This window comes from Thalassospira lucentensis (assembly GCF_032921865.1).
In the GTDB taxonomy this organism is placed as follows: Bacteria; Pseudomonadota; Alphaproteobacteria; order Rhodospirillales; family Thalassospiraceae; genus Thalassospira; species Thalassospira lucentensis_A.
Genome location: NZ_CP136684.1, coordinates 550,389 through 562,550 on the forward strand (window position 1 = coordinate 550,389; position 12,162 = coordinate 562,550).

A 12,162-nucleotide genomic window follows, 5' to 3' on the forward strand; every position below is an offset into this window, starting at 1 on the left:
GTTCTGTCACGCGCCAAGCCATGACAAATCGGTTAAACGCCACCGGGGCGCGCCATCCCCGCTATTGAAACGGTAAAACCGTCTGAAACTCAAACGGATCAATGTCCGCATCGTTCCCGCGCTTTTCATCAAACTGCGTCTTGGCATAGGTAAGGAACTCATCCTTGCTGATCATTTTGTCAGAATTGGCATCAACCCCGCCAAACAGCAATTCCAGCCGGCGGCTTTCGGTCCGCAGCCGCTGCCGGTTGGCCTCCGGCGATCCCGGCAATGCCTCAACCGCGGCAAATTCACGCCCCACCAGAACACTGTCGCCATTGATATCACGCCGCCGAAACATCCAGCTCGCATAGGCCGCCGCCTCGTCCGCACTGATCCGCCCGTCATTATCCATGTCGATCGGATGATATTGCTGCCGATACATTGTCACCTGTTCGGGAATGCCGGTTGCAGCAGCGCTCGCCGCATTCTGCTTTGCCAGCGCCTTGGCAATCGCATCCTCAAGCCCCGGAATGGCCGCCGCACCCGTGCCGTTGGTGCCAGGGCCCGTCGGCACGCCCTCGCCATCCTCAAGCCCGCCCAGCCCGTTAAGCGCACCAAGCCCGCCAAGCCCGAACTGCCCCATCAATTGCGGATTGTTCTGCAATTGCTGCATGATCAGGGGCAATAACTGGCGCATTTCCGGCGACGTGACCTCGGGCGTGATTGTCGCACTGCCCTTATCCATCTGAAGGCTCTGGGCATGCACCGGCGCCCGAATGCCAAAAACTGCCACCAGGGCACAAGTCATTAACAATATGGCAGCTTTTTTCCGCAACACTCGTTCCCTTCGCCTGTCCTGACGCCGCCCCGCATCAGGATCACCATCATAGCATATCAGCACGGACCGGATCGCGGGCAACATTGCCCCATCAAAACCGATTAACGATCAAATGCCAATCCCCGAAGCCGGGATCGGTCCCCAAACCGGATCATCGCCATGTTGCGTGAAATGCCTCTACGTCATCCCGTGATATCCCATGCAGGACAAAAATGGTCTGCGAATGGATTTGCATGGGCGGGCATGGGGACGCGTGTGGGTTTTGATGGGCGAGAGCCGAAAATCACCCGGAAAACGGTTACTTTTGGCCCATTCGCACCCAATTCCGATATGCCCCAAAGCCGCAGGAAACCACATTATTACCCTATTTGATCCCATCAATTCCCATTGACCCCCATCAAAACCCATGGTACCCCATAACTAGGCACATTTACGGTGTCATGCGGGGCATATCCATTTCGACGCGGAAACTGATCATTCTCTGGCGGTTCGAAATGGGTTTTTGATCAGGGGAATGGCGAAGTGCTGTTCACAGGAACGCACATTCACAAGCTGGACCGAAAAGGGCGCGTCTCCGTGCCCAAGCGGTTCCGTGCGACCCTGGAACGCGAAACCTTCGCTGGCATCTATCTGTATCAATCCCACAAGGAAGCCGCTCTTGAAGGCTGTGGCGAAAGCCACATGGACCGCATTGCCGCGTCGATTGACGAACTGGCCATGTTCTCGGACGAGGCAGATGACCTTGCCGATACCATTCTTGGCGCATCGCACATGCTGCCGTTTGACGGCGAAGGCCGCATCATCCTGCCCCCGGAACTGATCGAATTCGCCCGCATCGAAGATCAGGTCGCCTTTGTCGGCCGTGGCCGCACCTTCCGCATCTGGAACCCGGAAATCTTCAAACCGCTACAGGACGCAAGCCGCACCCGCACCTTCAATCGCGGATCGACCCTCAAACTGAAACCGGCATCCGATTTCGCGCCGGGCAGCCGCCCCGCTGCCCCGACCGGCGAAATCGCCCCGGATGAAGAGGGAGACGCGTAATGAGCATCCATGACCTAAGCTTCGCCACAGGCGATGGCCCGCACAAACCGGTGCTGTTGCGCGAAGTTCTCGATGCCCTGTCCCCCGGGGCGGGCGAGATCATGGTGGACGGAACTTTTGGCGCGGGTGGATATTCCCGCGCCATTCTCGATCATGCGGACTGCGAACTTTACGCGATTGACCGCGACCCGACCGCCGTTGCCACCGGTAAGGCGATGGAAGCCGATTACGCCAACCGCTTCCACATGGTCGAAGGCTGCTTTGGCGATATGGGCACCCTTTTGCCCGCCGCTGGCGTGGATCAGGTGGACGGCATCGTCCTTGATATCGGCGTATCTTCCATGCAGCTTGATCAGGCCGACCGCGGATTTTCCTTCCGCGAAGACGGGCCGCTGGATATGCGCATGTCGATGTCCGGCCCGACCGCGGCCGATTTCGTCAATACCGCCGACGAGGAAGACATCGCCAATGTCATCTATCGCTATGGCGAGGAACGCGCATCGCGCAAGGTCGCGCACAAGATCGTTGAAATGCGCGCCGAGGCGCCCTTTGAAACCACCCTGCAACTGGCCCGCGCGGTCCGCTCTGTCGTGCGCAAATCCAAGGACGGCATTGATCCGGCAACCCGCACCTTCCAGGGGCTTCGCATTTATGTCAATGACGAGCTCGGCGAACTTGAACGCGCCATGCAGGCGGCTGAAAACCTTTTGAAACCGGGTGGCCGTCTGGTCATCGTGACCTTCCATTCGCTCGAAGATCGCAGTGTCAAAACCTTCATGAAGGAACGCTCGGGCGATCCGTCGAAAATGTCGCGCCGCCTTCCGGGCGAGCCAGAGGTCGCAACCCCGACCTTCACCACCATCACGCGCAAGGCCGTGACCGCGCAAAAGGACGAACTGCGCGCCAATCCGCGTGCGCGGTCAGCCAAACTGCGTGCGGTTGCCCGTAACGAACAGCCCCCAATGACAGGAGGTCGCAAATGACACGTGCCATGACCTTTATCGGGCTGTTTCTGACCATCGTTATCGGGGCGGGCACCTATTGGGTGTCGCACGAAGTCGAACGCCTTGAAAAACAGTATGCCGTCATTCAGTCGGACATCCTCAACGAACAGGAAAGCATCCACGTCCTCGACGCGGAATGGAGCTACCTGAACAGTCCGCAGCGCGTTGAAACGCTCGCCAATACCTATCTCAAGCTTGATCAGATCACCCCGCTTCAGATGGCAAGCATCAATGACCTGCCTGAAAATGCCGATCTGCATCAATACCGTCTTGATAAATTCGGCGAGGCCGTGGCCTTCCTGCCGGTACCGCGTGCGCGCCCCGATGAACTGGCCCCGGACGAAGCCGCCGAAGCCATGATCATCAATTCCCCGTCGCTTGCCAGCGTTCAGGAGGGCGGAGAATGAGCTTCTATCGTTTCTCATACTGGCTGCGCGGCGACCGCCCGGAACTGGGCCCTGATCAACGCGAACGTCACGCGATTGAAACCGCGCGCAACCGCATCTTCATTACCGGTGCGATGTTTGCCGTCGGCTTTGTCTGGATTACCGCCGGTCTGGTCGATGCCACCGTTCTGCGTCAGGGCAACGAACCCGAAATGGCATCGGGATCGGACACCCGCGAACTCAAAACCGAACGTGCCGATATCGTTGATCGCAACGGCATGCTGCTTGCGACGGACCTTCCGACCAATTCGCTTTATGCCGATGCCCGCGTGATCAAGGACCCGGTTGGCTCGGCCGATCAATTGCTGACCGTCCTGCCCGATCTGGATCGCGACACCCTGATCCGTCATCTAAGCTCGCAAAAGGCTTTCGTCTGGATCCGCCGCAACCTGACACCCGAACAGCAATATGCGGTTAACTCGCTTGGCGTGCCGGGGCTTAATTTCCAGCGCGAAGAACGCCGCGTCTATCCGCATGGCCGTCTGTTTGCCCATGTGCTGGGCTTCACCGATATCGACAATAACGGCATCGCCGGTGCCGAACGCAAATTTGATAACGAACTGCGCATCAATAACGGCCCGCTGCAACTCTCCCTTGATACCCGCATTCAATACGCGCTCGAGGAAGAAGTCGAAAACGCGATGAAGACCTATGACGCGGTCGGTGCGACCGGCATGGTCATGGATATCTATACCGGCGAAGTGCTCGGCATGATGTCGCTGCCCGATTTTGATCCGCACCGCCCCGGTCAGGCCCCGGCGGATGCGCGCTTTAACCGCGCGACGCTGGGCGTTTATGAAATGGGCTCGGTGTTCAAGCTGTTTAACACCGCGATTGCGCTTGAAACCGGCACCGTCAATCTCGACAGCATGTATGACGCCTCCCAGCCGATCCGCGTCGGGCGCTTCGCGATTAGCGACTATCGCGGCGAAAACCGCTGGCTGTCGGTGTCCGAGATCATCAAATATTCGTCAAACATTGGTTCCGCCCGCATCGCCCTTGATTTCGGGACCGAGACCCAGCGCAAATATCTCAAGAAATTCGGCATCCTCGACACACCACAGATCGAGCTGCCCGAAGTCGGCTCTCCGCTTGTGCCCAATCCGTGGCGCGAAGTGAACACCATGACCATTTCCTTTGGCCATGGTCTTGCCGTGACACCGCTTCAGGTCGTCAGCGGCATCTCCGCCCTTGCAAATGGCGGCATTTTGCGCCCGGCAACGATCCTCAAACAGGACGGCGCACCGGCGGGTGAACGCGTTATTTCCCGGCAAACCTCGGACAAGATGCGGCGTCTGATGCGCCTCGTCGTGACCGATGGATCGGGCAAAAAGGCTGAAGTTCCGGGTTACTTCCTTGGGGGTAAAACCGGGACGTCGGAAAAACTCGTGAACGGGCGCTATGTCAAGAACGCCCGCATGTCGACCTTTGTCGCCGCCTTCCCGATGCAGGACCCGAAATATGTGGTCCTGGTGACGCTGGACGAGCCCAAAGGCACCAAAGAAACGTATGGATTTGCCACAGCCGGTTGGGTGTCCGCCCCGGCAGTCGGCAAGGTTGTGACACGTATTGCTCCCCTTCTGGGCATTGAACCGGCGAATGCGAAGGCGCCGGAGATTGAGCAAGCGCTGCATATCGACCTTCGCAAGGGGGAGCGCAAACTTGCGTCTTTCTGAACTCATGGCAGGTGATCAAGCGGCACTTAAACATGCCGACGGACGGGACCCGAACATTACGGGCCTGACAGCAAACTCACGCACCGTGAAGGATGGCTATCTGTTTGCCGCCCTGTCTGGTGCCAAAACCGACGGATCGAAATACATCAATGATGCGATCCGGCTGGGTGCAGCCGCCATCCTTGCAAAGGAAGGCACCCCCAAACCCGCCGCCGCAACGGTTCCGCTGATCCCGGTGGAAAACCCGCGCCAGCGTTACGCGCAACTCGCTGCCCGCTTCTATGGCAAACAGCCGGCCAATATCGCGGCCATCACGGGTACGAACGGCAAAACCTCCACCGCTGTTTTCACCGAACAGCTCTGGACGATCCTTGGCAATATGTCGGGCTCGATCGGAACCCTTGGCATTCGTGCCGCCGGTGCGAAAATCCCCGGCTCGCTGACCACCCCCGATCCGGTGGCCCTTCATCAAAGTCTTAATGAAATGTCTGAAATCGGTGTCACCCACGTCGCGATGGAAGCCTCCTCGCACGGGCTCGATCAGCATCGCCTTGACGGGGTGAAAGTCACGGTTGCCGCCTTTACCAACCTGACCCGTGATCACCTTGATTATCATGGCAATTTCGAAAAATACTTCGCTGCCAAGGCCCGCCTGTTTGCCGATCTTCTGGCCGAAAACGGCACCGCGGTTCTCAATGCCGATGTCCCGCAATTCAAAATCCTGCGCTCCATGTGCGAGGGACGCGGCATTTCGGTGATGTCCTATGGCCTTGCCGCCGATGATATCAAACTGCTCGAAGCCAAGCCCGATGCCACCGGCACCAAACTTAAACTCGCCATCGACAAGGGCGAATATGGCGTGCATCTGCCGCTTATGGGTTCGTTCCAGGTGATGAATGCCCTTGCCGCCCTTGGCATCGTCATTGCGTCGGGTGCCGATGTCGATGATGCGGTTGCCGCCCTTGAAAAGCTTGAAGGTGTACGGGGCCGCATGGAACTGGTTGGCAAAACCAGCTTCGGCGCGCCGGTCTTTGTTGATTACGCCCACACGCCCGATGCGCTTGAAACCGTGATCAAGGCCGTCCGCCCGCACGCCAAGGGCCGCATCATCTGCGTCTTTGGCGCAGGTGGTGATCGTGACACCGGCAAACGCCCGGAAATGGGCCGCGTGGTCAAGGAAAACGCCGATATCGCCATCATCACCGATGACAATCCGCGCAGCGAAGACCCCGCCAAAATCCGTGCTGCGATCAAGGCTGCCTGCGAAGGTGCGGTTGAAATCGGCGACCGGGCCGAGGCGATCAAACGCGGCATTGGTATCTTGCAACGTAACGATATTCTTATTATTGCCGGAAAAGGCCATGAAAGAGGCCAAATTGTCGGCGATACGGTTCTGCCTTTCGATGATGCCGCGGTCGCGCGCAACATCCTTCTGGGCGGTAACTGATTGATTTTAAAACCAGCCACGACGCCAAAGATCGTGCTGGATGCGGATACGAAAGAAACCCAAAAATGACCAAGGCTGTTTTATGGACGGCAAAAGACGCCGAAAAAGCCACCGGGGGCAAGGCAACCGGCAACTGGCAGGCGTCCGGCGTATCGATTGACAGCCGCAAGGCCGCCAAGGGCGATCTGTTCATCGCGCTCAAAGGCCCCAATTTCGACGGTCACAAATTCGCCCAGACCGCCCTTGATAACGGCTGTGCGGCCGCCATGGTGTCGGACACCAAAACCCTTGGCAATGGCGCACCAGCCCTTGTGGTCGATGATACGCTTGATGCGATGGTCCGCCTTGGCCTTGCCGGGCGCGAACGATCAAACGCCAAAATCATCGCGATCACCGGCTCCGTCGGCAAGACCGGCACCAAAGAGGCGCTCAAATACGTTCTGAACGAACAGGCCCTGACCCACGCCAGCCCCGCCAGCTTCAATAACCATTGGGGTGTCCCCATGAGCCTCGCCACCCTGCCGGTGGCGGCCGAATATGGCGTATTTGAAATCGGCATGAACCATCCCGGCGAAATCAGCCCGCTGGTCAAGATGGTCCGCCCCAAGGTCGCCCTGATCACAACGGTCGTCGGCGCACATACCGAATATTTCAGGGACGAGGCCGAAATCGCACAGGCCAAGGCTGAAATCTTCGATGGCCTTGATGCCGATGGCACCGTGATCCTCAACCGCGACAACCTGCATTATTTTGCATTGGCCAGGCGCGCGAAGGAACTCGGCATCAAGAATATCAAATGCTTTGGCACCGATGCCATGGCCGATTACCGCCTGTTCGAAGCCAACATTGTCACCAATGGTTCTGCCGTGCGTGCGCGCATCGGCGGCCGTGACATCGAATATTTCATCGGCTGCCCCGGCGAACACTGGGTTCTGAACTCGCTTGCGGTTCTGGCCTGTGTTGATGCGATTGGCGGCGATGTGCTGCGCGCCGCACAGGATCTGGCCGATTTCACTCCGCCTGCCGGTCGCGGTGAAACCCATATTCTGCCGCTGCCCAATGGGGCAGACGGCACCTATACCCTGATTGACGATGCCTATAACGCCAACCCGACCTCGATGATGGCAGGTCTAAGCGTGCTGGCCCAAAGCAAACCCGAAGGATCGGGGCGCAGGATCGCGGTTCTGGGCGATATGCGCGAACTGGGCGATGCTGCGCAAAAACTGCATGCAGACCTGCATCAGCCGCTGGTTGCCCTTGGCATCGAACGTGTTTATACGGTCGGCCCGCTGATGGCCAACCTTGCGGAAACCCTGCCGGGCGAACTCCATGCCGGCCATTTTGACGCCGCCGAAGACGCAATTGACCCGATAAAGGCCGATTTGCAGGCGGATGACGTGGTTTTGGTCAAAGGATCGCTTGGCATTTACGTTTCGAAAATTGTCTCGGCCTTAAAATCACCGGATGGCGCATCTGGCGCTGCATCCAAAAGTTAAGACGCAGAAGGAACCCCCGGGGCGATGCTCTATAATCTGCTTTATCCGCTGGCCGACCAGTTTCCGATCTTCAACCTGTTCCGTTACATCACGTTTCGGACCGGCGGCGCGATTATCACATCGCTTATTCTGGCCTTTGTGCTGGGCCCGTCCCTGATCAACTGGCTGCGCTCCAAACAAAGCGAAGGCCAGCCGATCCGCGATGACGGCCCCGAAAGCCACCTTCTGACCAAAAAGGGCACGCCGACGATGGGCGGCCTTTTGCTGTTGCTGTGCACCTCCATCGGCACCCTTTTGTGGGCGGATCTGTCCAATGCCTATGTCTGGGCGGTGCTGCTGGTGACCATCGGTTACGGGTTCCTCGGCTTCCTTGATGATTTCCTGAAAGTTTCCAAACGCAATACCAAGGGCCTGCCGGGCAAACTGAAGCTGCTCGGCCAGTTTTCGATTGCCGCGGCTGCCGCATGGTGGATTTCCACCAACACCGCCGATCCGCTATCGACCGCCCTTGCCTTCCCGTTTTTCAAGAACTTCCTGCTTGATCTCGGCTGGTTCTTTGTGCCCTTCGCCATGTTTGTCATGGTCGGCGCGTCCAACGCGGTCAACCTGACCGACGGTCTTGATGGCCTTGCCATCGTGCCGGTGATGATTGCCGCGGCCAGCTTCGCGCTCATCACCTATCTGATCGGCAACATCCAGTTCGCCGAATATCTGCAGGTCCATTATGTCGCCGGATCGGGCGAACTGACCATCTTCCTTGGTGCCCTTGTCGGGGCTGGTCTTGGCTTCCTTTGGTACAACGCCCCGCCTGCCATGGTGTTCATGGGCGATACCGGGTCGCTGGCCTTGGGCGGTGCGCTGGGTGCGGTTTCGGTTGTCACCAAACACGAACTGGTCCTTGCCATCATCGGTGGTCTGTTTGTCCTTGAAACGCTGTCGGTGATCATTCAGGTCGGCTCGTTCAAAATGACCGGCAAGCGCGTGTTTCGCATGGCGCCGCTGCATCACCATTTCGAAAAAAAGGGCTGGCAGGAACCGACCATCGTTATCCGGTTCTGGATCATTGCCGTCATTCTGGCCCTTGTCGGGCTGGCAACGCTTAAACTCCGTTAAATTAAGGACATCCCGCCTTGATCGACCTGTCACATCTGCGCGGCAAAACCATCGCGGTTCTGGGTCTGGGCAAATCCGGACTGGCCAGTGTCAAGGCACTGGTCAATGGCGGTGCCATCGTCTGGGCATGGGATGACAACGCGGAAAGCCGTGGCCAGCTAGAGGCCTTCGGCCTCGCCCCGATCAATCTCGCGGAATGTGACTGGACCGAACCCGATATGCTGGTCATCAGCCCCGGCATTCCGTCCACCTTCCCGACCCCGCATCCTGCGGCCGAAAAGGCGCGCCGTGCGGGCAAGCCGATCATCTGCGATGTCGAACTGCTGTGCACCGCCCTTCCCGATGTACCCAGCATCGCGATCACCGGCACCAACGGCAAATCAACCACGACCGCCCTGACCGCCCATATCCTGTCAAACGCCGGGATCAAGACTCAGGCGGGCGGCAATCTTGGCAATCCGGCCCTGGGATTTGATCCCGCCGGTCCCGATGACTGCTTTGTGCTGGAACTCTCATCCTATCAACTCGAACTGCTCCATGACGCCAGTTTCGATGCCTGCGGCCTGCTCAACATCACGCCCGATCATCTGGATCGTCACGGCGGCATGGATGGCTATATCGGTGCCAAACGCCGCGTCTTTGCGCGCAACAAGGGCCCGAAATGGGCAGTGATTTCGGTCGATGACGATCCCTGCGCGCGCATGGCGGTTGAACTCGCCCGCGAAGGCGGTCGCCGCGTGATCGAGGTATCGGTCCATAAACCGGCCCCGCATGGCATTTACGTTGAAAATGGCTGGCTGATCGATGATCTGTCGGGCGCACAGGCCCGGATCATGGATCTGGTCACGGTCGCCCATATGCCCGGCGTCCATAACTGGCAAAACATCGCATTCGCCTATGCCCTTTGCCGGGCACGCGGGGTTGTGGCATCGAAAATCATCGAAGGCATCATGACCTTCCCCGGCCTCGCCCACCGGCAGGAACGGCTGGGCATGGCCGATGGCGTCACCTTTGTGAATGACAGCAAGGCGACCAACGCCGAAGCCACCGCCAAGGCCCTTTCGGCCTATCGTGATATCTACTGGATTTTGGGTGGCAAACCCAAGGAAGGCGGCATTGACGGCCTGCAGGCATTTTATCCGCAAATCAAAAAGGCCTATCTGATCGGCGCTGCCGCCGATGCCTTTGCCGAAACGCTGGGCGATGACCTGCCATGGCAGAAATGCGAAACGCTGGATCGCGCCACCGCGGCAGCCTTCCTTGACGCCAGGGAAGGCATCGCATCACGCGCAGTCGATATGCCGGTCGTGCTGCTCTCGCCGGCCTGCGCATCGTTCGATCAGTTCAAAAGTTTCGAAGCCCGCGGCGATGCCTTCCGCGACCTGTTTAACGCGCTGGCACATGCCGGGCAGGAGAAACCATGAAAACCCTGTTTGGCAACAGCACCAACAACAACATCGCCTTTTCGCGCGCCGATACCTCGGTGCTCGGCATCTGGTGGTGGACGGTGGATCGCTGGATGCTGGCCGCGGTCATCCTGCTGATGGGGATTGGCGCGCTGCTGGTCATGTCGGCAAGCCCGCCGGTGGCGGACCGCATTAATGTCGACAGCTTCCATTTCGTCCGCCGGCAGTTCGTCTTCCTCGGCCTTGCCGCCATCTGCGCCTTTGGCATTTCGCTGCTTTCGATCAAATGGGTGCGGCGCCTGGCCTCGATCATGTTTCTGGGCGTGATCTGCCTTCTGATCATTACCCCCTTTGTCGGCTCGGAAATCAAGGGTGCTGTGCGCTGGATTCATCTGGCCGGGATCACCCTGCAACCGTCCGAATTCCTCAAGCCCTGCTTTGCGGTTGTGGTGGCCTGGATGTTTTCCGAAGGCCGGCTTAACCCGAACTTCCCGGGCTATATCGTCTCCTGCATGCTGCTTGCGACCTGCATCATCCTTCTGATGATCCAGCCCGACTTTGGCCAGACCGTGGTGGTCACCGCCATCTGGTCGACCCAGATTTTCCTCGCAGGCCTGCCGATGGTGCTGGTCTTTGGCCTTGGCCTTGGCGTGGTCGGCCTGGCGGTTGGCGCCTATCTGGTGCTGCCGCACGTGCAGTCGCGTGTGGACCGCTTCCTGGATCCGGCATCGGGCGACAACTATCAGATCGACCGCTCGATGGAGGCCTTCATGAATGGCGGCCTGATGGGTCAGGGCCCCGGCGAGGGTTCGGTGAAAAACTACCTGCCCGACGCCCATTCCGACTTCATCTTTGCCGTCGCGGGCGAAGAATTCGGCCTTCTGTTCTGCGTTCTCGTGGTTGGTGTGTTCAGCTTCGTCATCATGCGCGGCCTCTCGCGCCTGATGGGCGAACGCAACCTGTTTGTCGTGCTGGCCGTCACCGGCATTCTGGTCCAGTTCGGTTTGCAGGCCGTGATCAACATGGCCTCCACCCTGCAACTGGTCCCGCCAAAAGGCATGACCCTGCCCTTCATCTCCTATGGCGGCTCCGCCACGATTGGCATCGCGATCGGCATGGGCTTCGTTCTGGCCTTAACCCGCAAACGCCCGGGCGAATAAGCCAACCGCCACAGAACATCGTTTTGATTTTACAATGCCAATTGGTCTTTAAACTCTTTGGATAGCAAATCTCGGATCACAGACGCCTGTAATCGAATTTGAATCCATTCGACGGAAAAGTACGCGGCCCAAGGGTCTGATACTTCAGGAAGCTTATCAATAGCCGCAATAAATTCCGAAATGCACCGGCGCAGAAATGGGCTCATTTTTTCGGCATTCTCGTCTACCCATTCGGTCAGCAACATATCGTCGATTGCATTGCACATTTCATCGGGGGAACTGACCCATTTCCCAATGCCAAACCAACTTTCCCTTTGATATTCAACATCAGAGAAATCAGTAAATAGTGATAAGATCCTGACAACCGTTAGATCATTCATCGACTGAACCTAAAATCAAAAACAGCACGAAAATCACCCAAGACACTATCACTTTCGTCGAATCATCCAAACCACCGTCACTCCCGCGAAAGCGGGAGTCCATCTCGCCAAACGCTCTGCGCGCAATGCCTGCGCACCTTCCCGATCACCACAGCGATCGTTGTCCATGA

The 12,162-nt window shown here is 58.3% G+C and carries 11 protein-coding genes; 9 read left to right on the forward strand and 2 right to left on the reverse strand.

Translation table 11 applies throughout. From position 1 onward, the window contains the following. Window positions 1-61: 61 nt before the first annotated feature. A complete protein-coding gene (locus R1T41_RS03225) occupies window positions 62-727 on the reverse strand; it encodes a hypothetical protein (RefSeq protein ID WP_317339912.1) in 666 nt (221 codons plus the stop codon). Between the two features lie 615 nt (window positions 728-1,342). On the opposite strand from R1T41_RS03225, the gene R1T41_RS03230 reads away from it, so the two are divergent. The 9 genes from R1T41_RS03230 to ftsW all read left to right on the forward strand — a co-directional run bounded on the left by R1T41_RS03230 (window position 1,343) and on the right by ftsW (window position 11,612). Then, a complete protein-coding gene (locus R1T41_RS03230; RefSeq protein ID WP_062947702.1) occupies window positions 1,343-1,864 on the forward strand; it encodes a division/cell wall cluster transcriptional repressor MraZ in 522 nt (173 codons plus the stop codon). Next, window positions 1,864-2,847: a 16S rRNA (cytosine(1402)-N(4))-methyltransferase RsmH gene (gene rsmH / locus R1T41_RS03235; RefSeq protein WP_317339916.1), complete on the forward strand. Its 984-nt coding sequence runs from the start codon at window positions 1,864-1,866 to the stop codon at window positions 2,845-2,847. The genes R1T41_RS03230 and rsmH overlap by 1 nt, the downstream gene beginning before the upstream one ends. After that, a complete protein-coding gene (locus tag R1T41_RS03240) occupies window positions 2,844-3,275 on the forward strand; it encodes a hypothetical protein (RefSeq protein WP_114111372.1) in 432 nt (143 codons plus the stop codon). The genes rsmH and R1T41_RS03240 overlap by 4 nt, the downstream gene beginning before the upstream one ends. Beyond that, window positions 3,272-4,990 carry a peptidoglycan D,D-transpeptidase FtsI family protein gene (locus tag R1T41_RS03245; protein ID WP_062947708.1) on the forward strand — a complete coding sequence of 573 codons (1,719 nt, stop codon included), beginning with the start codon at window positions 3,272-3,274 and terminating at the stop codon, window positions 4,988-4,990. Before R1T41_RS03240 ends, R1T41_RS03245 begins: the two co-directional genes overlap by 4 nt. Further along, on the forward strand, window positions 4,977-6,437 hold the full coding sequence (locus tag R1T41_RS03250) for a UDP-N-acetylmuramoyl-L-alanyl-D-glutamate--2,6-diaminopimelate ligase (protein ID WP_317339919.1): 1,461 nt from the start codon (window positions 4,977-4,979) through the stop codon (window positions 6,435-6,437). The genes R1T41_RS03245 and R1T41_RS03250 overlap by 14 nt, the downstream gene beginning before the upstream one ends. A gap of 65 nt (window positions 6,438-6,502) precedes the next feature. Further along, window positions 6,503-7,933 carry a UDP-N-acetylmuramoyl-tripeptide--D-alanyl-D-alanine ligase gene (locus R1T41_RS03255; RefSeq protein WP_317339921.1) on the forward strand — a complete coding sequence of 477 codons (1,431 nt, stop codon included), beginning with the start codon at window positions 6,503-6,505 and terminating at the stop codon, window positions 7,931-7,933. A 24-nt stretch (window positions 7,934-7,957) separates the two neighbouring features. Beyond that, window positions 7,958-9,046 (forward strand): phospho-N-acetylmuramoyl-pentapeptide-transferase, encoded by a 1,089-nt coding sequence (mraY, locus tag R1T41_RS03260; protein ID WP_062947714.1) that lies wholly within the window; start codon window positions 7,958-7,960, stop codon window positions 9,044-9,046. Window positions 9,047-9,063: 17 nt separating this feature from the next. Further along, a complete protein-coding gene (gene murD / locus R1T41_RS03265; protein WP_317339923.1) occupies window positions 9,064-10,470 on the forward strand; it encodes a UDP-N-acetylmuramoyl-L-alanine--D-glutamate ligase in 1,407 nt (468 codons plus the stop codon). Further along, complete coding sequence (gene ftsW, locus R1T41_RS03270; RefSeq protein WP_209220277.1) at window positions 10,467-11,612, forward strand: putative lipid II flippase FtsW; 1,146 nt, start codon at window positions 10,467-10,469, stop codon at window positions 11,610-11,612. The genes murD and ftsW overlap by 4 nt, the downstream gene beginning before the upstream one ends. A 29-nt stretch (window positions 11,613-11,641) precedes the next feature. On the opposite strand, the gene R1T41_RS03275 is transcribed toward ftsW, so the two are convergent. Continuing rightward, window positions 11,642-11,992 carry a hypothetical protein gene (locus tag R1T41_RS03275; RefSeq protein ID WP_317339926.1) on the reverse strand — a complete coding sequence of 117 codons (351 nt, stop codon included), beginning with the start codon at window positions 11,990-11,992 and terminating at the stop codon, window positions 11,642-11,644. Between the last annotated feature and the right edge of the window lie 170 nt (window positions 11,993-12,162).